This window comes from Arthrobacter sp. efr-133-TYG-118, from assembly GCF_030209755.1.
Taxonomy (GTDB): domain Bacteria; phylum Actinomycetota; class Actinomycetes; order Actinomycetales; family Micrococcaceae; genus Arthrobacter.
The window spans coordinates 87676-108800 of sequence record NZ_JARVRH010000010.1 but is presented as its reverse complement, the minus strand read 5'-3'; the positions used below and the strand labels follow the sequence as shown (position 1 = coordinate 108800).

Below are 21125 nucleotides of genomic sequence, written 5' to 3'. Positions count from 1 at the left end.
GCGCCACGCGTCCTCCTCAAAATCAGTCGCCGCCATGCTACGCCGAAGGCCCCCGCAATTGCGGAGGCCTTCGGCTACTACTACTAGGGTTTCAAGCTACTCTGACTTGGCTGCCTGCGCTTTGGCCTCAGGCTTGAAGTCGACGCCGGCTTCCTTGCGCTGCTGCGCCGTGATGGGCGCAGGAGCAGCGGTCAGGGGGTCGTAGCCGCCGCCCGACTTCGGGAAAGCGATGACGTCGCGGATCGAGTCCACGCCGGCCAGCAAGGCCACGACGCGGTCCCAACCGAAGGCCATGCCGCCGTGGGGAGGTGCACCGTACTTGAATCCTTCAAGGAGGAAGCCGAACTTGGTCTGCGCGTCTTCCTTGTCCAAGCCCATGAGTTCGAAAACGCGCTCCTGGACATCGGCCTCGTGGATACGGATAGAGCCGCCGCCGATTTCGTTGCCGTTGCACACGATGTCGTAGGCGTAGGACAGGGCCGATTCAGGGTCCTTGTCAAAGGAGTCCAGGAACTCCGGTTTCGGGGAGGTGAAGGCGTGGTGCAGGGCCGTCCACTGTCCGCCACCCACCGCGACGTCACCGGAGGCGACGGCTGCGGCTGCGGGTTCGAACATCGGCGCGTCCACGATCCAGACGAAAGCCCAGTCCTTGGGATCGATCAGGCCGGTGCGGTGGCCGATCTCGACGCGGGCGGCGCCCAGCAGAGCGCGGGACGGAGATTTCTCGCCGGCGGCGAAGAAGATGCAGTCGCCGGGCTTGGCGCCCACGGCGTCGGCCAGGCCGGCACGCTCGGCGTCCGTGAGGTTCTTGGCAACGGGGCCCGTGAGCTCGCCGTCTTCCTTGAACAGCACGTAGGCGAGGCCCTTGGCGCCACGCTGCTTGGCCCACTCCTGCCAGGCGTCCAGCGCGCGGCGGGCCTGCGAGGCTCCGCCGGGCATGACGACGGCGCCCACGTAGGGCGCCTTGAAGACTCCGAAGTTCGTGTCCTTGAAGAACTCCGTCAATTCGGTGAGTTCCAGGCCGAAGCGCAGGTCCGGTTTGTCGGAGCCGTACTTGGCCATGGCCTCGTGGTAGGTCATGCGGCGGATCGGCGTCGGGATTTCGACGTCGATCAGCTGCCACAGTGCCTTGACGATGCCTTCGCCGAGCTCAATGACGTCGTCCTGGTCAACGAAGCTGGCTTCGATGTCGAGCTGGGTGAATTCCGGCTGGCGGTCCGCACGGAAGTCTTCGTCGCGGTAGCAACGGGCGATCTGGTAGTACTTTTCGAAACCGCCAACCTGGAGCAGCTGCTTGAAAAGCTGCGGCGACTGCGGAAGCGCGTACCAGGAACCCGGGGCCAAACGCGCCGGAACAACAAAATCACGGGCGCCTTCCGGCGTCGAGCGCGTCAGCGTGGGAGTCTCGATTTCCACGTAGCCCTGCCTGTGAAGCAGTTCGCGGGCCACGCGGTTCGCCTCGGAACGCAGGCGCAGGTTCCGGGCGGGGCCGGGGCGGCGCAGGTCAAGGTAGCGGTGCTTGAGGCGCGCTTCCTCACCGACCTCCACGTGCTCATCGATCTGGAACGGCAGGGGATCCGAGGTGTTGAGGATCACCACTTTCTCGGCAATGACCTCGATCTCACCGGTGGCGAGGTGCGGGTTTTCGTTGCCTTCGGGACGCTTGCTTACGGTGCCCACGATCTGCAGCACGTATTCATTGCGCAGGCCGTGGAAGACCTCTTCCTCGCGGACAACCACCTGGGCGACACCGGACGCGTCACGCAGATCGACGAAGGCTACGCCACCGTGATCTCGGCGGCGGCCTACCCAGCCTGCCAGGGTGACGGTCTGTCCAATGTGCTCGGAACGCAAGGATCCGAGGTCATGTGTGCGCAGCACAGCATTCCTTTCAATGATTTTCAGCGGATCATGGCTAAACGATCCCGTTCGAGTTTACCCGCAAGCTTGAAGCGTGGCCGCCATGAGGCGCCTCCCGCCCCCGCCTGACGCCGGCAGGGCTGACGCCTTGAGGCGCCGGTCCACGCCTAGCGCGTGGTGATGCGGACGTGGAGATCCTCCGGTGACGGCTCCCAGCTCGCCGGATCCGCGTCGACTTGTTCTCCTGTGCGGATGTCCTTCACCTGGTGCTTGCCGTCGTCGTCCGTGAACCAGACGAAAGGGATGCCGCGGCGATCAGCGAACTTGATCTGCTTGCCGAACTTCTCGGCCTTCGCCGCAACCTCGGTTGCGATCCCCCGTCCGCGCAGCTGGGCTGCGACGTCCTGGGCCGCGGACCAACTGTCATCGTTGTTCAGGGCCACAAGCACTGCCGTGGGCACCGAGCGTGACGCGGTCGCGAATTCCTGGCTCAGGATGCGGGAGACGAGGCGGGTCACGCCGATCGACAGCCCGACGCCGGGGAACTTGCGGTTGCCCTTGCTGGCGAGGGCGTCGTACCGGCCGCCGGAGCAGATGGAACCGAGTTGCTCGTGCCCTACCAGGACGGTTTCGACGACGGTGCCGGTGTAGTAGTCGAGGCCGCGGGCGATGCTGAGGTCGGCAACAACCTTGCCAGGGGCACGCTGCACGGCAGCCTCGATGACTTGTTCGAGCTCGCTGAGGCCTTCTTCAAGAAGCTCGTCCGAGACACCGAGGGCTCGCACCTGCGCCACGAAGGACGTGTCCTCGGTGCGGATGCCTGCGAGCTTCAAGGCAAGTGCCGCCTGCTCATCCGTGGCGCCAAGCTCAGTCCTGAGCAATTCGGCAACTTTCGCTTCGCCGATCTTCTCGAGCTTGTCGATGCTGCGCAGCACCCCTGCGGTGTCCGTGAGGCCGATGCCGCGGTAGAAACCCTCGGCCAGCTTGCGGTTGTTGATCCGCAGGCGGAAGTCCGGGATGGGAAGGGCGCTCAGCGCTTCCGCAATGACAAGGGCAATCTCGACGTCGTACCGGAAGGGCAGCTCGCCGTCGCCAACGACGTCGATGTCAGCCTGGGTGAATTCGCGGGCGCGGCCTTCCTGGGGCCGCTCCCCCCGCCACACCTTCTGGATCTGGTAGCGCCGGAACGGGAAGGCGAGGTAGCCGGCGTTCTCGACGACGTAGCGGGCAAACGGCACTGTGAGGTCGAAGTGGAGGGCCAAGGCGTTGGGATCAGCCTTGTCCGACTTTCCGTTTTCGCTGCCGGGGGCGTCCTCGTCTTCCTGTAGGCGGCTGAGACCGTACACCTCTTTGTCGATCTCGCCCTTGCGGAGGAGTTGGCCGACTGTTTCCACGGCCCGGGTCTCGATTGAAGAGAAGCCATGGAGTTCAAACGTCTTGCGCAAAGTGTCCAGCACATGCAGTTCCACCAACCGCTCCTGGGGAAGCCACTCGGGGAATCCGGACAGGGAGGCGGTACGGGCCATGGTGGAAATTTCTCCTCAATGATTGCGCGGGCGGGACCCGGGGCCCCGAACCACGGGCCGATTCGGCTCAGGTTAGGCGGGTGTCCAGCCAGTCATGCATAAACTATGTGCGGCAGCCAGTTTATGCTTTCGGCGCCTGCACATCTAATGCGGGCATCCGGGTTTGGCTTGCCTGCGATGGAAGCTTGTCCAGACAACCAGGAGGACCCTTGTCTACAAGGCCGCGGGACAACCGTGAAGCCAAACGGCGCATCAGGCAGATGGAAGCCAAGCGCGAGCTTCGGCGTGCACAGGGCAAGCGCCGCCGCCGGGACAATGTGATCGCCGTCGGTGTGGGCGCCGCCGCCCTGGTTGCCGCCGTCGTGCTCCAACTCACGGTGTTCAACTCGAACCCGAGCGAATCGGAGTTCGCAGCGGCGCAGGCCGGGCTGAGTTCGCCGTCGGCCTCTGCGAACCCATCCGCTTCCGCCGCGGCGACAGGCTCGAATAGCACCGGCATTCCCAAAGCCGACACAGCCGCGGGTAAGACGTTCACCGGCCAGCTCAGCCTCAACGGAGGGGCAGTCGGCGTCGAACTGGATGGCACAACAGCTCCCCAGGCCGCAGCGGTGTTCAAATCCCTGACTGACGCGAGTTATTACAGCGGGCTCAAATGCCCTCGACTGACCACTGCCGACAACTTCTCGGTGCTGCAGTGCGGAGCCAAGGGGACGGACACCACCGATGACCCCAACTTCCATTGGGGACCGCTGGAGAACACCCCCGCCAACAACACGTACCCGGCCGGAACCATCGCCGTCGCCAGGACCGGCAACAATGCCTACGGCAACGGACACCAATTCTTCATCGTGTACAAGGACACGGTCATCCCCCCGGATTCTGCCGGCGGATACACGATCGTCGGCAAGGTGACGAGTGGCATGGATGTCGTGACGAAGATTGCCCAAGCAGGTATTAATCCGGGTAGCAGCGCCACCGACGGCGCCCCTGTGGCAGCTGTCACGATAGACTCGTTTTCTCTGAAGTAACTAGCCCGGGCCACGGTCCACGGCGCATTACCTTAGTAATCCCTCCAAGCGAAAGACTTTTAGCGGTGACAGACAGTCAGAAATCCGACGAAACTGCAGTAGTGGCCAACGACGAAGAAATCCAGGCATCCGTAACTGAGCAAACCGGCGTCGAGGCAGCTGCCCCGGTAGCCGACGCGCCAGAGCCCGCCGCTGCCCCGGAAGAGCCCGCTGCCCCGGTAGCCGACGCGCCAGAGCCCGCACCTGCCCCGGAAGAGCCCGCTGCCCCGGTAGCCGACGCGCCAGAGCCCGCACCCAAGCCTGCTTCTCCGGCGCCACGTCCGGCCTCCTCGCATGCACCTTCTCCCGCGGCATTTGCAGCCCGCCCGAAGGCCGCGGCCAGCGTAATTCCGGCCGCGCCGGCGGCTCAGCCTACGGCCGTGTCCTTGGCCGAAGCTGCCAAGTGGGGTCGAGCGGAGGGTGACGGCCACGTCTTCCTGACCATCGACGGCGAAGAGCAGCCGGTGGGACAGTACCCGGGCGTGAGCACTGACGAAGCGCTGGCATACTTCGCCCGGAAGTACGACGACGTGGTCGCGCAGATCGTTTTGATGGAACACCGCGTGGAGTCCAAGGCCCCGGCCACGGACATGCAGAAGACGGTCGAGCACTTGCGCGAGCAGCTGGCCGAGCGCAACATGGTGGGCGATATCCGCACTGCGGAAGCCCGTCTCGACGCCTTGGCCGGTCAGATTTCCGAATTGGAGAAGTCCGAGAAGGCCGCGCACGACGCCGCCCGCTCCGCGGAGCTCGCGGCACGCGAGGCGATCGTTGCCGAAGCCGAATCCATCGCTTCCCAGGATCCGTCCCAGGTCCAGTGGAAGACGTCGAGCGCCCGCATGAACGAACTCTTCGAGAGCTGGAAGACAGCCCAGAAGAACGGCATCCGGCTTGGACGAAGCAACGAGGACGCACTGTGGAAGCGGTTCCGCTCGGCCCGTACGGTCTTCGACCGCCACCGCCGTGCCTACTTCTCCCAGTTGGACAGCACCAACTCGGCCGCGAAGGTCGCCAAGGAACAGCTGATCGTCGAGGCCGAAGCCCTCTCCAGTTCCACGGACTGGGGTTTCGCGGCGGGAGAATACCGCCGGCTCATGGATCAGTGGAAGGCTACGCCCCGCGCCAGCCGCAAGGACGACGACGCCCTCTGGCTCCGGTTCCGTGCCGCGCAGGACGTCTTCTTCAGCAACCGCCAGGCTGCGAACGATGAGATCGACCAGCAGTACACAGCGAACCTTTCCGTCAAGGAAGAGCTCATTGTCGAGGCCCAGGCCCTGTTGCCGATCACGGACCTCAATGCTGCCAAGAAGGCCCTGCAGTCGATCCGTGACCGCTGGGAAGAGGCCGGAAAGGTCCCCCGCGCCGACATGGGCAGGATCGAAGCCGGCCTGCGCAAGGTTGAGGACGCCGTCCGCGAAGCCGAAGAGGACAAGTGGCGCCGGAGCAACCCGGAGACCAAGGCCCGCACCAACAGCGCCCTGTCGCAGCTGGAAGCGGCCATCGCCGGCCTGAGGGAAGACCTGGAAAAGGCCGAAAAGGCCGGAGACCAGCGCCGCATCAAGAATGCCCGCGAGGCCCTGGAAGCCCGCGAGGCGTGGCTTGACCAGATCCAGCGCTCGGCGAGTGATCTCGCCTAGCGCTGGATGGGCTGACAGTACTACCTGAGCTGACAGGCTCCGTCCCGGTTATCCACATAACCGGGACGGGGCCTGTTCCCGTTGCGACGGCCACGCGATGATTGCTGAATGGCCCCAGGATTCCCGCCCCCGCAACAACAGGACTTCCCTTCCCAGGAGCTGTACGCGCCTAGCCCCATGTTCACTTGGGCCGAGCTGCAATCGATGGCCGCGGACGGGGTGCTCACGCCGCTTTATGAGAGGAGCTTCACCCCTCCCGGGCTGGACGTCACGCCTCGGCTCCGCGCCCGCGCGGCCGCCCAGGTGGTTCCGGATCGCATTCGGAGGAAGGTCATTGCGGGCCGCATGACGGCCGCCTGGATCTACGGTTGCGCAGATGCCCCTGAGAGGCTTTCACTCCTGGTGGACGCCAAACACCGTATATCGAGCCTGCGCTCGGCCCGAGGCTGCATTCTGCACGAAGTCCGGTTGGGCCAACTGGATGTGGTCAGCATCGGCGGGCTGCTCGTGACCAGTCCACTCCGGACAGCCGTGGACGTGGCGCTTCACGTCGAAGCTGACAGAGCCGTTCCCGCGCTGCGAATGCTGCTTTCCAACGATGAGTTGGGTGTCCGGCTGCGGCTCTTGACGCTCGCCGTGGAGGCGTCCGCGAGGGTGCCCCACAAGAAGGCTGCATTGCGCAAGCTCGCCGCGCTGGCTTCGACCGCTGACTCGCCGCAGGCCCAGGTATTCCCACCTGAGGCGGCCGCCTGAGTTGCTGCAGCTCAGCTTCTCCTGCGGTTCCCCGTGGTCCGGTAGACATCGAAAACGCCGTCGATCCTGCGAACGGCACTGAGCACGTGGTGCAGGTACTTCGGATCGCCCATTTCGAAAGCGAAGCGGGAGATGGCCACCCGGTCGCTGGATGTGTGCACGGAAGCAGCCAGGATGTTGACGTGGTTTTCCGACAGCACGCGGGTGACGTCCGAGAGCAACGACTTCCGGTCCAGTGCTTCCACCTGGATCTCAACCAGGAAGACGCTGGATTGGGTCGGAGCCCATTCAACCTCGACGATGCGATCGGGCTGGTCACGGAGATCCGAGACGTTCGTACAGTCCGTGCGGTGTACCGACACACCCGAACCGCGTGTCACGAACCCGAGGATAGGATCAGGCGGTACAGGCGTGCAGCAGCGGGCCAGCTTCACCCACACGTCCCCTACTCCACGCACAATGACGCCGGAGTCCGAGTACCGGGTCTTTTGAAGTTGTGAGGGAATACTGACTTCGTCCAGGTCCTCATCGGGAGTCTCATGGCCGCCAAGGTGCTCCATGAGCTTTTCCATGACGGATTGAGCCGAAGTATGCCCATCGCCCACGCCGGCATACAGGCCGGAAATGTCGACGTAATGGAATTCCTCCGCCACCGTGGACAGGGCGTCGTGTGTCATAAGCCGTTGCAGGGGCAGGTTCTGCTTACGCATGGCCCGGGTCAGCTGGTCCTTGCCACGTTCGATGGCCTCTTCGCGGCGTTCCTTACTGAACCACTGCCGGATCTTGTTGCGGGCCCTGGCGCTCTTGACGAAATGCTGCCAGTCCTGGCTAGGTCCTGCGCCCTCGGCCTTGGAGGTGAAGATCTCCACCCAGTCGCCGTGATTGAGTTCGCTGTTAAGCGGGACCAGTTTGCCGTTGACGCGAGCCCCGATGGTCCGGTGACCCACCTCGGTGTGGACCGCGTAGGCGAAGTCCACCGGTGTCGATCCTGCGGGAAGGGCCATGACCTCGCCCTTGGGGGTGAAGACGAACACCTCTCGGGCGTTGATCTCAAAACGCAGCGAGTCCAGGAATTCGCCCGGATCCGACGTTTCCTGCTGCCAGTCGACCAGCGAACGAAGCCAACCCATGTCGCCGTCCTTGGGACTCCCCGGGCCAACGGCGGTCCGGTTGGGCTGGTCTTTGTACTTCCAGTGCGCCGCCACGCCATACTCGGCCCGGCGGTGCATTTCGTGGGTACGGATCTGGATCTCGACGGGCTTGCCCCCGGGCCCGATGACGGTGGTGTGCAAGGACTGGTACATGTTGAACTTCGGCATGGCGATGTAGTCCTTGAACCGTCCTGGCAGGGGGTTCCAGCGCGAATGCAAGGTGCCAAGAGCCGCGTAACAGTCCCGGACGGAGTCTACGAGGACTCGCACGCCCATGAGGTCGTTGATGTCGTCGAAGTCCTTGTCCCGGACGATCATCTTCTGGTAAATCGAGTAGTAATGCTTCGGCCGGCCCGTGATGGTGGCCTTGATGCGGGCGACGCGAAGGTCTTCGGCAATCTGGTTGCGGATGACACTGAGGCTCTTCTCGCGCTCCGGAGTGCGGTCCCCCACCATCCGGACGATTTCTTCATACACCTTGGGGTACAGGGCGGCGAAGGAGAGATCCTCAAGTTCCCATTTGATAGTGTTCATGCCGAGGCGGTGGGCCAGCGGCGCAAAGATCTCAAGCGTTTCACGCGCTTTGCGTGCGGATGATTCAGCGGAAACAAAGCGCCACGTACGGGCATTGTGCAGCCGGTCCGCGAGCTTGATCATCAGCACCCGGATGTCCTTGGCCATGGCGACGACCATCTTGCGGACAGTCTCGGACTGTGCTGCCTCACCGAATTGGACCTTGTCCAGCTTGGTGACGCCGTCCACGAGCATAGCGACTTCCGGGCCGAAATCGCGCGTCAGGTCAGAGAGGGTGTAGGGAGTGTCCTCCACAGTGTCGTGCAGGAGCGCAGCAGCCAGGGTTGTGCCGGTGAGCCCCAATTCAGCCAGGATCGTGGCCACAGCCACGGGGTGCGTGATGTACGGATCGCCGCTCTTCCGCTTCTGCCCCTGATGGCTGCGCTCGGCTACGGTAAAGGCCCGCTGGATGAGATCGAGGTCTTCCTTGGGGTTGTTTGCCCTGACTGTCCGCAGGAGCGGTTCGAGGATGGGCGAATAGGTGCCCGTGCCCCGTCCAGTCAATTTCGCCAGCCTGGAGCGCGTCCGTTCGCGCCGTCCGGGGAACGTCGGGCGCACGCCCGGGCTGTCCACGGGAACACCATCAACGGTGCTTCCCGTAGCTGCAGTTGCGGTGCCGGGCACGCGGCTCAGGCCGTCCTCTCCGCCCGCCGGCAGCGCCGACGTCGTACGTTCCTCCACAAAAGCACCTCTCACGACTGACTTAATTCTCCCAGTCTATTCCCGCCGGTGACCTGTCCAAGAACCGGTACCCAGATGACGGAGCCAGGAACAGAAAGGGCCGGCCAGCGCTCTTCAGCGGTGACCGGCCCTTCAATGGGAAACCAAGCTAAACGGCGGCGGCTTCCGAGTTCGCGCTGGCGGCTGCCGCGCGTCGGGTAGCTACCTTCTTGGCCTGCTTCTGCAACTCGGGTTCGCTCTGGCGGAGCCAGGCGTAAAGCGGAGCCGCGATGAAGATCGTGGCCGCGGTACCGATCAGGATGCCGACGAACAACGCCAGTGACAGGTCCCGGAGCGTGCCGGCGCCCAACAGCCCTGCACCGATGAAGAGAATCGCGGCGACGGGCAATACTGCCACCATCATGGTGTTGATGGAACGCACCAGGGTTTGGTTGACGGCAAGGTTGACCTCCTCGGCGAAAGTGCGCCGGCTGGAAGTGGTGATGTCCGAGGTGTTTTCACGGATCTTGTCGAAAACCACCACGGTGTCGTACAGGGAGTAACTGAGAACCGTCAGGAAGCCGATGATGGCCGAGGGCGTCACCTCGAAGTCGCTCAAGGAGTAGATACCGGCCGTGCAGAACATCGTGACGAGCATGCCGGCAAGCGCAGAAACCGACATCTTCCAAGTACGGAAGTACAAAGCCATCAAAAGAGCGGCAAGCCCCACGAACACCGCGAGCCCGATCAGGGCCTGCTTGGTGACATCCTGCCCCCAGGTGGGGCCGATGAAGGTCGAGGTGACTTGGTTTTCGGTGACGCCGTAGGCCTTTGCGAGATCCGTTTTGATCTTGATGGTCTGGTCATCGCTGAGTTTGTCGGTCTGGATACGCATGGTGCTGCCAGCGACGTTGGCGACGCGCGGAACGGCACCGGGAACGACGTCGTGGACTGCCTTTTCGCCCGGGGCCGACTCGGTGGTCTTCACGTTGGACACCGTGAACTCGGAACCGCCCCGGAAGTCGATTCCGAGGTTGTAGCCGCCCTTGACCACCGGCAGGAGGATGGAGATCGCCACTGCCACTGCAGCGATGATGAACCAGATCTTCTTGCTGGATACGAAGTTGTAAGAGCGCTTGCCCGTGTAGAGCTCGTTGCCGAACTTTGCGAAGCTCGTGGTCATTACTTCTCCTCCTTGGTGCCGTTGGAAGAACCAGCCAGCTGGGCTTGCTTCTCGGCAAGCCGACGTTCGGCGATGGTCATGCGGCGCTCGGCCTCCGCGGCAGCACCGGTGTTGCGGGCGCGCACGACGGCGGGCTTCTCCGTCGGCGTGCGGAGCCTGCCGGCACCGCGGTACAGCGGCACGGCGCCGAGGCGCTCAGGGTCGAGGCCGGAGAAGCGGTGCCCTTCCCCGAAGAACTTGGTCCGCGCCAGCACCTGGAGCGTGGGGTGCGTGAACATGAACACGACCAGGAGGTCCGCCAGTGCAGTGAGCCCAAGGGTGAAGGCGAAGCCGCGGACGTTGCCAACAGCGACGAAGTACAACACCAAGGCAGCGAGGAGGTTGACGGCCTTGGATGCAAGGACCGTGCGCTTGGCGCGCTTCCAACCATTCGCGACGGCGGACACGAGGCCCTTGCCCTCACGAAGTTCGTCGCGGATGCGCTCGAAGTACACGATGAAGGAGTCGGCTGTTTGGCCAATGGCCACGATGAGACCAGCCACACCGGCAAGGGACAGCCGGTAGTTCTCAGTCCAGCCAAGGATCGCGATGGCGAGGTACGTCAGTCCGCCGGCCACCACGAGCGAGAGGATCGTGACGAAGCCCAAGGCCCGGTACTGGAAGAGCGAATAGACCACCACGAGCAGGAGCCCGATCACACCGGCCAGCAGGCCGAGACGCAGTTGCTCGCCACCGAGGGTGGCGGAAATCTGTTCCTCGGACTGGATATCGAAGCTGATGGGCAATGCGCCGTAACGGAGCTGGTCCGACAAGGCCTGCGCGGACGCCTGCGTGAAGTTGCCGGTGATCTGCGGCTTGCCATCGGTGATGACGGCGAGGGCACGCGGCGCGGAAATGACCTGGTCATCCAGGACGATGGCGAACTGGGCCTTGGGGTCGTTACCTCCCTGCGCCTGCGATGCCACGTAGAACTGGTTGAGCCTCTGGGTAACGTCCTTGAAGGTCTTGGTGGCGTTGGCATCGAACGTGATCGTCACGCCCCACGCATTGGTGACCGAGCCTTGTGCGCCCTGGACGGGATCGAAGGAGGACGAAACGATGTCCTGGCCTTTCACCTCGACCGGGCCAAGGATGTACTTAACGGCAGGAGTTTTGGCCGTTGCAGGTTCGCAGGTCACCAGCGGCTTGGCGGGATCTGAGCGCGGCTGCTTGTCCTGGGCCGGATTGACGCAGTCCAGGGCTTCGAACGCCTTGTAGACGTCCGCTGTGACCCAGTTGCTGTCGCTGGCGTTGGTCGGCACGGCCGTGGGCTTGGGCAGGCTTGCGTCAGGCGTCCGCGATGCGACCGGAACGGCCGCAGGGTCTCCCGTGGTGATCACCGGGCGGAAGTTCATGTCGGCAGATGCCTGGATCAGTGCACGGGTTTCCGAACTTGGCGTCCCGGGAAGGCTTACCACGACGTTACGGCCGGACTGCGTGGTGATTTCCGCTTCGGCGACACCGGAGCTGTCAACGCGTTGGCGGATAATCGCGACGGCCTGGTTCAACTGTTCTTCGTTGATGCCGGTGGATCCTTCGACCTTGGGCGCGAGAATCATTTGCGTGCCGCCCTCGAGGTCAAGCGCGAGCTTTGGGGCCCAGCTGGCGTGACCAGTGATGACGCCGCCACCGAGGACTGCTGTCAGTACAGCGAATATTGCGACAAGCCAGATCAGCACCCTGCGGGCTGCATTTTTGTGGCCGGTTCGTGCCATGTTCGATCTTCCTGTTGATGACGGAACAGCCGCCGACGTGCACTGGTGAGCGCAGGCCGGCGGCGATTCATTGCCGTAGAACTATTCCCGCTTGTAGAGCGGGTACGGGCTAGTTGTCCTTCTTGCCTTCATCGTTGAGGCGCCTGAGGGTTTCCTCGGGGGTCTCCATGGATGCCGATGCATCGGCATCTGCGGCCGTCAGCGACGACGCGTCGTCCGGAACGTCAACCGAGGCCTCCTCGACGGGCTCAACAATCTTGGTAACGGCCTGGCGGTGCACCGTGGCGAGGTTGCCCGGAGACAGTTCAAGGACAACCTTGTTCTCCGCGTCGTCCATCGAGACGATTCGGCCGAACAGTCCGAAACTGGTCATGACGTCAACGCCGGGAGCGAACTGGGACTGCAGCTTGGCCTGCTGTTGCTGCGTCTTCTTGTTGCGGCGGAACATCATGAAGATGAAGACGCCGAGCATGGCGAACAGCAGGATTGTCATTGGATCCACAGGGAAGTTCCGTTCTTTACTTACGTTTTTGGTTTCACGGCCATGTCTGCCCGGTGGATCCGGCGGCCGTGGAGCTTTCGCCCACTTGGCCGCACAATGCTCCGACGGGCGGGCACAGAACCAAGGACTCGAACGTGCCGAGTGTCATACCAGTCTAGAGGGTTAAGCTGAATGGATCGTGCTAACGGCCGGTATCGATGATTTCGGCCCCGTTTTGGCTGTCCTCGAACAACGCCAGCGGGTCCTGCCCGAACACTCCTGCCGGCACCGCATATCCAAGGTGGGTCCATGCGGACGCCATGGCAATCCTGCCGCGCGGCGTCCGCCCCAAAAGGCCTTCGCGCACCAGGTACGGCTCGGCGACCGTTTCGACGGTCTCCGGCTCCTCCCCGACGGCGATCGCGAGGGTGGAGAGCCCTACGGGACCCCCGTTGAACTTGAGGATCAAGGCCTCCAGTACGGCACGGTCGAGGCGGTCCAAGCCACGCTGGTCCACCTCATACATGTCCAAAGCCGCGGACGCGGCACGGGCATCGATCTGCTCGATGCCGTGGACCAAAGCCCAGTCCCGGACGCGGCGCAGCAGCCGGTTGGCAATACGCGGAGTTCCACGGGAACGGCCCGCGATCTCGCTGAACCCGGCCGAGTTGACCTTAAGATCAAGCAATCCGGCCGAGCGACGCAGAACCAATTCAAGCTCCGCCACGGAATAGAACTCCAAGTGCCCGGTAAAACCAAAACGGTCACGAAGCGGACCAGGCAGCAGGCCAGCCCGTGTGGTGGCGCCCACGAGGGTGAACGGCGGCAGCTCAAGCGGAATAGCAGTGGCGCCCGCACCCTTGCCCACCACGATGTCCACCCGGAAATCTTCCATGGCCATGTACAGCATTTCCTCTGCAGGCCGGGACATCCGGTGGATTTCGTCGAGGAAGAGCACTTCGCCCTCGGAGAGCGAGGAGAGGATGGCAGCGAGATCGCCCGCATGCTGGATGGCCGGCCCGCTGCTGATGCGCAAGGGAGCGTTCATCTCGGCGGCGATGATCATGGAGAGCGTGGTCTTGCCGAGCCCCGGGGGGCCTGAAAGCAGGACGTGGTCCGCGCTGCGGCCACGCATTCTCGAGGCTTCCAGCACGAGCGAGAGTTGCTTTCGGACGCGGTGCTGGCCTACGAAGTCGTGCAGGTTCTTCGGGCGCAGTGCGGCCTCGATGATGCGCTCTTCGGGTTCCTCTCCCCCGGTAACGAGGGACTGCTCAGCCACGGCTGCCTACCCGGTTTCCTGCGCGGGCGCCGTCCTGCCCAAGCCAGCGAAGGGTTGCACGCAGGATCTGGGCGACATTGCCGGCGTCGGCAAGTTCCGGGGAATCGGCCATTGCCTTGTCGATGCTGCCGGCGGCGTCCTTCTCCGACCATCCGAGGCTCGTCATTGCAGCGACCACCTGCGGCTTCCAGACGGACTCGGCCGCGACAGCGGGGGCGGGCCCCGGGGCGGTGCCGTGAGGCACGAGTTTGCCCGCAAGCTCCAGGACGATCCTGCCGGCGACCTTCGGCCCAATGCCGGGGACCTTGGTGAATGACTTGGCGTCACCGGAATGGGCGGCTACCCGGATCGCTTCGGGCTCATGGACGGCCAGGACTGCGAGGGCCAGCCGCGGCCCCACCCCGCTCACACTGAGCAGGACATCGAAAACTTCCCGTTCGTCGTCGTTCGAGAAACCGAAAAGCGTCAGGGAGTCCTCCCTGACGATCAACGAGGTGAACAGCTTCGCTTCCTCGCCGACATGCAGGTGGCTGAGGGTTTGGGGCGTGGCGTAGACGCTCATTCCGGCACCGTTGAGATCGATGACGGCCGTGGAGAGACTGACGTGTGCCACGGTTCCGCGGAGAAAACTGATCAAGACCCGGCTCCTGAAGTACTGCCCCGTGCATGCTGCGCCGCGGGCTATCCGAACATATCTACGAATACCCTAGCAAGGGCCATGGACAATTACCGGGCGCGGCGCGCTTTCGCTTCGGCTTCAGCCCACGCCCGCTGGGCGGGGGTCAATGCACTGCTCCCTGGTCCGGTGGTAGCAACTGCGGCACCGCTGCCGGCCCGCCAGGCGTGCGTGACTGCGAGGGCTAAAGCGTCCGCGGCGTCGGCCGGGCGCGGCGGGGCGTCGAGACGAAGGATCTTGGTGATGAGTTTTGTCACCGCTTCTTTGTTGGAGGTGCCGCTTCCCGTGACGGCAGCTTTGACCTCCGACGGCGTGTGGAGCGCCACCGGGATGCCGCGCCGCGCAGCGGCCGCGATGACCACGCCGGACGCCTGTGCGACGCCCATGACGGTACTGACGTTCAACTGGGAGAACACCCGTTCGACCGCGAGAACGTCGGGTTTGTACAGGTCCAGCCATTCATCAATGGCCTTGGCGATGACCAGCAGGCGCTGGTCCAATGATTGTTCCGGGGAGGTTCCCACGACGCAGACCGCAACCATCGTGGCGCGGCGGTTCCGTTCGACGTCGACCACTCCGATGCCGCAACGGGTGAGGCCCGGATCGACTCCCAATACGCGAAGAGTCAAGTCCGGGCCTCCCTGTTTGTTATGAAGCTGTGTTGCAAGAGGCGCTACTCGGCTTCGAGCGCAGCCTGGACTTCCTCGCTCATGTCCGCGTTGGTGTACACGTTTTGGACGTCGTCGAGATCCTCAAGGGCATCGACGAGCTTCATGAACTTCTTTGCACCGTCGAGGTCCAGTGGCACCTGCATTGAAGGGACGAATTCAGCTTCGTCCGTCTCGTATTCGATGCCGGCTTCCTTGAGGGCTTCGCGGATGGCCTGGAGGTCGGTGGGCTCCGAGTGGATTTCCCAGTTCTCGCCGCTGTCCTTGACTTCCTCGGCGCCGGCGTCGAGGACGGCCATCAGGATGTCGTCTTCGCTGAGCCCGTTCTTGGGCAGGTTGACGACGCCCTTGCGGGTGAAGAGGTAGCTCACGGAGCCGGGGTCGGCAATGGTGCCGCCGTTGCGGGAGATTGCCAGCCGGACCTCGGAGGCAGCACGGTTCTTGTTGTCCGTGAGGCACTCGATCAAAAGAGCGGAACCCTGCGGGCCGCGGGCTTCGTACATGATCTCCGTGTAGTCGACCACTTCGCCGGTCAGGCCGGCTCCGCGCTTGATGGCGCGGTCGATGTTGTCAGCGGGGACCGATGTCTTCTTGGCTTTCGTAACAGCCAGTTCCAGGCTGGGGTTGCCGGCAAGGTCCGGTCCGCCCATGCGGGCCGCGACTTCGATGTTCTTGATCAGTTTGGCGAACGACTTGGCCCGGCGGCTATCGAGGATGGCCTTCTTGTGCTTGGTCGTCGCCCATTTGGAGTGGCCTGACATGCTTTAAACTTCCCCTCTGATCATTCGAATAAACAATTCATGCACGCGCTTCTCCCCAGTCACTTCCGGGTGGAAGGAGGTGGCCAGCAACCGACCTGAGCGCACTGCAACAATTCTAGCCAACCCGTGCAAAGTGTCCGTGTGGGTGGCTTTTCGCGGTTCCACCTGGGCAAGGATTTCGACGCCGGGACCAACGCGTTCCACCCACGGTCCGCGGATGAAGACGGCGTGGACGGGGTCGACGCCGGACTCGCCTGCGCTGAACTCGAGGCCTTTGAAATCAAGGTCGGTTTCGAAAGACTCGCGCTGCCGGCCGAAGGCGTTGCGACGGACCGTGATGTCCAATCCACCGAAAGTCTGCTGGGGATTTCCGGCGAGGTCCGTGGCGGGATCTGCGATGTCGTCCGCCAGCAGGATCATGCCGGCGCAGGATCCATAGACCGGCAAGCCTGACGCGATCTGCTTGCGGATGGGATCGGCGAGTTCAAAGATGCGCGCGAGCTTGTCGATGGTGGTCGACTCACCGCCGGGGATGATGAGGCCGTCTATGTCGTCGAGTTCCGCCGGACGCCGGATGCCGACGCCGGTGGCACCGGCCGCTTCGACGGCGTGGATGTGCTCACGAAAATCGCCTTGTAGTGCGAGGACGCCGATGCGCAGGCCCGAGCCCACGCTTGATGACGCCTCGGAAGGGGGATTGGTCATTCGACCATCATAATGCGCTGCCGCTGCCGGACTCTCCCCCGGCAACCCATGGCAGGCATACGACACGTGGTTTATGCACCAACTGGGATATATTACAGAGCATGTTTTCGTTCACCGTTCCACTCGGCAAGCTGGTCCGTGCTGTGTCCCGGCTGCGCGGCGGGGGTTCGGCTTTACCTGGCCTAGTGGTCGAGAAGATCGACCCCGGCTTCATGCAGAGGACGCTGTCCTCGCTCCCCCACGGCGTGGCAGTGGTGAGCGGAACAAACGGCAAGACGACCACCACCAAAATGGTGGTGGAGCTCCTGGAAAGCCAGGGCCTGAAGGTCTTCACCAACCGGACGGGCAGCAACTTCACCCGTGGCGTCGCAGCTGCACTCCTAGGTGAGGTGGACTGGCGCGGCAAGCTGGACGCCGACGTCGCGGTATTGGAGCTCGACGAAGCACATGCCGTGCATTTCGTGAACAAGGTGCCGCCGCGCTACTGCCTCCTCCTCAATGTCCTGCGAGACCAACTGGACCGTTTCGGCGAAATCGACGCCACCGCGATGCTTCTCCAGCGCATCGCCGAGCGCACCACCGGCACCGTGGTCCTGAACCGCGAGGACCCCCGGGTCGCCCGTATTGCCGGAGCCGTTGGCGGCCCCGAGGTGCTCTACTTCGGATTGGACGAATCGCTCCGGAGCACCTTCCCGAACGACGACGACATGCGGACCGCGGATCCGGGAACCAGCCCCCGCGGTGACGTTCCCGCCTCCCCGGCGGCCGACGTCGTACTCCGCCGCGTCGGTACCGATGACGCCGACTTCGAGTTCGACGGAACCCGTGTGTCGACGCACATGAAACTCCGGGGCGTCTACAACATCTTCAATGCCGCCGCCGCATTGGTGCTCGCCAGGAGCATCACCGGTGCAAGCGGAAGGCCCGGCGACGCTGCCAAGCTGGTCAAGGCGCTCTCCGAGGTCGCTCCGGCATTCGGCCGTGGGGAGAGCCTGACGGTGGACGGCCAGCCCCTTGAGTTGGTGCTCGTGAAGAACCCGAGCGGTTTCCGGCTTGGCCTGAAGTCATTCCCGGCGAAGGGCTACGCGTCCATGATCGCCATCAACGACAACTATGCCGACGGCCGTGACATGTCGTGGCTCTGGGACGTGGAATTCGAATCGCTGCGCGAGGACGGAGTCGAAGTCCTCACCGGCGTCCGTGCCTACGACATGGCCCTGCGCCTCCAGTACGACGAGGTCCGCTTCGGTTCGGTGGACACGGATATCCCCGCCGCCCTTGCTGAATTCATCCGGGGGTCGGCGGGCAAGCCGAAACGCGTCTTCTGCACGTACACCGCGATGTTGGCCATCCGGCGCGAACTCTCCAAAATCACCACAGTAGAGGTGGTCTCATGATCCCGGCCGACGACGCCGCCGTTCACGCGAGCAAGGGCACCATCCGGGTCCTCCAGCTGTATCCCCGTGACATGAACATCTACGGCGACTGGGGCAACGCGCTCGTCCTGCGGCAGCGCTTGCTCTGGCACGGTTACACGCCTGAGCTCCTGGAATACAACGTGGGCGACGACTTCCCCGAAGATGTAGATCTCATTGTGGGCGGCGGCGGCCAGGACAGCGGACAGGTAGTCATCCAGGAGGATCTCCAGGCACGCGGCGAGCAGCTCCGCGAGATGGCCGAGGACGGAACCCCCATGCTGGTTATTTGCGGGCTTTACCAGCTCTTTGGCAAGTTCTTCAAGACCAAGGCCGGCCCTGTCATCCCCGGCATCGGCATCCTGGATGTCGAGACCGTCGGCACCGACGAACGCCTCATCGGAAACGTCACCCTCACCTCGCCGGAGTTCGGGGAAATCATGGGCTACGAAAACCACAGCGGACAGACTGCCCTGGGTCCCGGCGTCGAGCCCCTCGGCACCGTATCCAAGGGTGCCGGCAACAACAGCAAAGACAACCATGAAGGCGCCAGGCACCGGAATGTGGTTGCCAGCTACCTGCATGGTTCTTTGCTGCCCAAGAATCCTGCCATCGCCGATTTCCTGATCCGGACCGCCGTCGAACGCAAGTACGGCACTTTCGTCCCCGGAACGCCCGACGACGGCTTTGCCCGCCTCGCGCGCGAACATGCCGCGCGGCGGCCGCGCTAACACAAGCAAAGGCGTTGTGGGCGGGCGCCCTGCATGAAAGGGTTGCTTCATGACGAACCCTCTCTTGGAGCCGAGTACCCTTCCCTTCGGATTGCCTCCCTTCGCAATGATCCAGGACAGCCACTACGCCGAAGCAGTAGATGCTGGCCTCGCTGAGCACCTGGCCGAGATCCATTCCATCGTGGACAATCCGGAGCCCGCATCCTTCGAAAACACGGCGGTTGAGATGGAACGCTCCGGCCGACTGCTGGAACGGGCTGCGGCATCCTTCTTCACGTTGGTTTCTGCCGATGCCTCGGAGGCCATCCGCGAACTCGAAACCGAGCTGTCTCCCCGTTTCGCGAGCCACCAGGACGCGGTCTACCTCAACCGCGGACTGTACGAGCGATTCGCAGCCATAGACACGTCAGGACTTGACGACGAATCCATGCGGCTGGTGCAGGAGTATCTCCGGGAATTCCGGCAGTCGGGGATCCAGCTTGATCAAGATCACCAGGAAAAGCTCAAGAGCCTCAATGCGGAGCTCTCCCGTTTGGGAACGGAGTACGGGCAACGCGTCAAGGAAGCCATGAAGGCCGCCGCGCTTGTGGTCGATGACGCCACGGAACTTGCCGGCCTGCCAGCGGACGACATCGCCAGTGCCGCCGAGGCAGCACGCACTGCCGGACACGAGGGGAAGTACGTCCTGACCCTCATACAGCCGAGCAACCAGCCCGCTCTGGCTTCATTGCAGAACCGCGAGCTCCGGCGCCGCCTCTATGAGGCGTCCATCGCGCGGGGCAGCGACGGCGGCAGCCTGGACGTGCTGGAACTGGCGAAGGCGATGGCGCGTTTGAGGGCCGAGAAGGCGACCCTTCTTGGGTTCGGCAATTACGCCGAACTAGTCATGGACCGCCAGACCGCACCCGATTTCGCAGCCGTTCAGGCGATGCTCAACCGGCTCGCTCCTGCTGCCATCCGCAACGCCGACGCTGAAGCGGCTGCCTTGACGCAGAGCGCAGGGCACCCGCTGGAAGCGTGGGACTGGGCGTACTACTCCTCGAAGGTCCGGCGGGAGCGGTACGAGGTGGACGAGCAGCTGCTACGGCCCTATTTCGAATTGGACCGGGTGCTGGTGGACGGCGTGTTCTTCGCAGCCACGAGCCTCTTCGGCGTTACTTTCCACGAGAGGCAAGACCTTAAGGGGTACCACCCCGACGTCCGCGTCTGGGAGGTGCGAAACGAGGACGGCTCCGACCTTGGCCTTTTCCTTGGCGACTACTACGCGCGTGACTCCAAGCGCGGCGGTGCCTGGATGAACTCGCTCGTCGAACAATCAGCGCTGCTTGGTACCAAGCCGGTGGTAATCAACAACCTGAACATCTCCAAACCGCCAGCTGGAGAACCGACCCTTCTCACCCTGGACGAGGTCCGGACCACTTTCCACGAGTTCGGCCATGCCTTGCACGGGCTCTTCTCCAACGTCACGTATCCACGGTTTTCCGGAACTTCTGTCCCCCGGGACTTCGTGGAGTATCCGTCACAGGTCAACGAGATGTGGATCATGTGGCCCGAGATAATCGGCAACTACGCAAGGCACCACGCCACTGGCGAACCGCTCCCCCACGACATCGTTGAAAGCCTCAACGAGTCCAAGCTCTGGGGCGAAGGTTTCGCGACCACGGAGTACCTCGGTGCGGCCCTTTTGGACCTGGCCTGGCACGTGCTTGAGGTAGACGGCGTTCCTCAGGATGCCCAGGACTTCGAAGCCAAGGCATTAGCTGCGGCCGGCGTGGCGCATTCCCTCATACCGCCCCGGTATCGCACGGGGTACTTCCAGCACATCTTCGCCGGGGACTTCTACGCAGCCGGGTACTACTCGTACATCTGGAGTGAAGTGCTGGACGCGGAAACGGTGGACTGGTTCACGGAAAACGGCGGGCTGCTGCGCGGGAACGGCGAACGATTCCGCTCGGAACTGCTTTCCCGGGGCAATAGCCGGGACCCGTTGGAATCCTTCCGCACACTCCGCGGACGCGATGCCTCCCTGGATCCGCTCCTCAAGCGCCGCGGGCTCGAGTAGCCTGGCCGGCCGACCCAACTGACTGGCAGTTGTTGTCGTTATGGAGCCTCATAACGACAACAAGTGCGAGCTACTCGGGTAAACGCACGACGCCGGCCGGTCACCGTGAAAGGTGACCGGCCGGCGTCGCACTAAGCCGCACTACATGGAGGCGGGCACGGATCCCGCAGCGTGCGTAAAAGG

17 protein-coding genes are annotated in these 21125 nt (G+C 63.6%); 6 read left to right on the top strand and 11 right to left on the bottom strand.

The window, feature by feature from the left end; all coding sequences use genetic code 11:
* Nucleotides 1-96: 96 nt before the first annotated feature.
* The gene (aspS, locus tag QRN59_RS09390) at nucleotides 97-1881 is read right to left on the bottom strand and encodes an aspartate--tRNA ligase (protein ID WP_284982247.1); all 1785 of its coding nucleotides are present in this window, start codon (nucleotides 1879-1881) and stop codon (nucleotides 97-99) included.
* Between the two features lie 146 nt (nucleotides 1882-2027).
* The gene (gene hisS / locus QRN59_RS09385) at nucleotides 2028-3386 is read right to left on the bottom strand and encodes a histidine--tRNA ligase (protein WP_284982246.1); all 1359 of its coding nucleotides are present in this window, start codon (nucleotides 3384-3386) and stop codon (nucleotides 2028-2030) included.
* Between the two features lie 260 nt (nucleotides 3387-3646).
* On the opposite strand from hisS, the gene QRN59_RS09380 reads away from it, so the two are divergent.
* From QRN59_RS09380 to QRN59_RS09370, 3 genes are all read left to right on the top strand, one after another.
* Nucleotides 3647-4414 carry a peptidylprolyl isomerase gene (locus QRN59_RS09380; RefSeq protein WP_502871045.1) on the top strand — a complete coding sequence of 256 codons (768 nt, stop codon included), beginning with the start codon at nucleotides 3647-3649 and terminating at the stop codon, nucleotides 4412-4414.
* A gap of 65 nt (nucleotides 4415-4479) precedes the next feature.
* Complete coding sequence (locus QRN59_RS09375) at nucleotides 4480-6090, top strand: DUF349 domain-containing protein (RefSeq protein WP_284982244.1); 1611 nt, start codon at nucleotides 4480-4482, stop codon at nucleotides 6088-6090.
* A gap of 177 nt (nucleotides 6091-6267) precedes the next feature.
* Complete coding sequence (locus tag QRN59_RS09370) at nucleotides 6268-6843, top strand: type IV toxin-antitoxin system AbiEi family antitoxin (protein ID WP_284982243.1); 576 nt, start codon at nucleotides 6268-6270, stop codon at nucleotides 6841-6843.
* 11 nt (nucleotides 6844-6854) lie between these two features.
* Here QRN59_RS09370 and QRN59_RS09365 read toward each other — a convergent pair whose 3' ends face one another.
* From QRN59_RS09365 to pdxT, 9 genes are all read right to left on the bottom strand, one after another.
* Entirely contained in the window at nucleotides 6855-9248 is a 2394-nt protein-coding gene (locus QRN59_RS09365; protein ID WP_284982242.1) for a RelA/SpoT family protein, read from the bottom strand.
* Between the two features lie 148 nt (nucleotides 9249-9396).
* The gene (gene secF, locus QRN59_RS09360) at nucleotides 9397-10410 is read right to left on the bottom strand and encodes a protein translocase subunit SecF (protein ID WP_234754246.1); all 1014 of its coding nucleotides are present in this window, start codon (nucleotides 10408-10410) and stop codon (nucleotides 9397-9399) included.
* Nucleotides 10410-12164 carry a protein translocase subunit SecD gene (gene secD / locus QRN59_RS09355; RefSeq protein ID WP_284982241.1) on the bottom strand — a complete coding sequence of 585 codons (1755 nt, stop codon included), beginning with the start codon at nucleotides 12162-12164 and terminating at the stop codon, nucleotides 10410-10412. The genes secF and secD overlap by 1 nt, the downstream gene beginning before the upstream one ends.
* Nucleotides 12165-12273: 109 nt before the next feature.
* A complete protein-coding gene (gene yajC, locus QRN59_RS09350) occupies nucleotides 12274-12657 on the bottom strand; it encodes a preprotein translocase subunit YajC (protein ID WP_284982493.1) in 384 nt (127 codons plus the stop codon).
* A gap of 190 nt (nucleotides 12658-12847) precedes the next feature.
* Nucleotides 12848-13924, bottom strand: coding sequence for a Holliday junction branch migration DNA helicase RuvB (gene ruvB / locus QRN59_RS09345; RefSeq protein WP_284982240.1), 1077 nt, complete (start codon nucleotides 13922-13924; stop codon nucleotides 12848-12850).
* Nucleotides 13917-14561 carry a Holliday junction branch migration protein RuvA gene (ruvA, locus tag QRN59_RS09340; protein WP_284982239.1) on the bottom strand — a complete coding sequence of 215 codons (645 nt, stop codon included), beginning with the start codon at nucleotides 14559-14561 and terminating at the stop codon, nucleotides 13917-13919. Before ruvA ends, ruvB begins: the two co-directional genes overlap by 8 nt.
* An 89-nt stretch (nucleotides 14562-14650) precedes the next feature.
* Nucleotides 14651-15229 (bottom strand): crossover junction endodeoxyribonuclease RuvC, encoded by a 579-nt coding sequence (gene ruvC / locus QRN59_RS09335; RefSeq protein ID WP_078108969.1) that lies wholly within the window; start codon nucleotides 15227-15229, stop codon nucleotides 14651-14653.
* Nucleotides 15230-15273: 44 nt separating this feature from the next.
* Complete coding sequence (locus tag QRN59_RS09330; RefSeq protein WP_269998696.1) at nucleotides 15274-16029, bottom strand: YebC/PmpR family DNA-binding transcriptional regulator; 756 nt, start codon at nucleotides 16027-16029, stop codon at nucleotides 15274-15276.
* A gap of 3 nt (nucleotides 16030-16032) precedes the next feature.
* Nucleotides 16033-16734, bottom strand: a complete 702-nt coding sequence (gene pdxT / locus QRN59_RS09325; protein WP_284982238.1) for a pyridoxal 5'-phosphate synthase glutaminase subunit PdxT — start codon at nucleotides 16732-16734, stop codon at nucleotides 16033-16035.
* Between the two features lie 101 nt (nucleotides 16735-16835).
* On the opposite strand from pdxT, the gene QRN59_RS09320 reads away from it, so the two are divergent.
* Genes QRN59_RS09320 through QRN59_RS09310 form a run of 3 tightly spaced genes read left to right on the top strand, consistent with a single transcriptional unit; the run spans nucleotide 16836 to nucleotide 20942 of the window.
* On the top strand, nucleotides 16836-18131 hold the full coding sequence (locus QRN59_RS09320) for a Mur ligase family protein (RefSeq protein ID WP_284982237.1): 1296 nt from the start codon (nucleotides 16836-16838) through the stop codon (nucleotides 18129-18131).
* Nucleotides 18128-18880, top strand: a complete 753-nt coding sequence (locus QRN59_RS09315; RefSeq protein WP_284982236.1) for a type 1 glutamine amidotransferase — start codon at nucleotides 18128-18130, stop codon at nucleotides 18878-18880. The genes QRN59_RS09320 and QRN59_RS09315 overlap by 4 nt, the downstream gene beginning before the upstream one ends.
* A gap of 49 nt (nucleotides 18881-18929) precedes the next feature.
* Nucleotides 18930-20942 (top strand): M3 family metallopeptidase, encoded by a 2013-nt coding sequence (locus tag QRN59_RS09310; protein ID WP_284982235.1) that lies wholly within the window; start codon nucleotides 18930-18932, stop codon nucleotides 20940-20942.
* Nucleotides 20943-21125 lie beyond the last annotated feature (183 nt).

What these genes read in the sequence shown, in the direction of transcription:
- hisS (WP_284982246.1), bottom strand. Translation starts at nt 3,386, where the DNA reads ATGGCCCGTACCGCCTCCCTGTCCGGATTCCCCGAGTGGCTTCCCCAG.
- QRN59_RS09320 (WP_284982237.1), top strand. Translation starts at nt 16,836, where the DNA reads ATGTTTTCGTTCACCGTTCCACTCGGCAAGCTGGTCCGTGCTGTGTCC.
- QRN59_RS09330 (WP_269998696.1), bottom strand. Translation starts at nt 16,029, where the DNA reads ATGTCAGGCCACTCCAAATGGGCGACGACCAAGCACAAGAAGGCCATC.
- pdxT (WP_284982238.1), bottom strand. Translation starts at nt 16,734, where the DNA reads ATGACCAATCCCCCTTCCGAGGCGTCATCAAGCGTGGGCTCGGGCCTG.
- yajC (WP_284982493.1), bottom strand. Translation starts at nt 12,657, where the DNA reads ATGACAATCCTGCTGTTCGCCATGCTCGGCGTCTTCATCTTCATGATG.
- secF (WP_234754246.1), bottom strand. Translation starts at nt 10,410, where the DNA reads ATGACCACGAGCTTCGCAAAGTTCGGCAACGAGCTCTACACGGGCAAG.
- QRN59_RS09380 (WP_502871045.1), top strand. Translation starts at nt 3,647, where the DNA reads ATGGAAGCCAAGCGCGAGCTTCGGCGTGCACAGGGCAAGCGCCGCCGC.
- QRN59_RS09310 (WP_284982235.1), top strand. Translation starts at nt 18,930, where the DNA reads ATGACGAACCCTCTCTTGGAGCCGAGTACCCTTCCCTTCGGATTGCCT.
- QRN59_RS09370 (WP_284982243.1), top strand. Translation starts at nt 6,268, where the DNA reads ATGTTCACTTGGGCCGAGCTGCAATCGATGGCCGCGGACGGGGTGCTC.
- QRN59_RS09315 (WP_284982236.1), top strand. Translation starts at nt 18,128, where the DNA reads ATGATCCCGGCCGACGACGCCGCCGTTCACGCGAGCAAGGGCACCATC.
- secD (WP_284982241.1), bottom strand. Translation starts at nt 12,164, where the DNA reads ATGGCACGAACCGGCCACAAAAATGCAGCCCGCAGGGTGCTGATCTGG.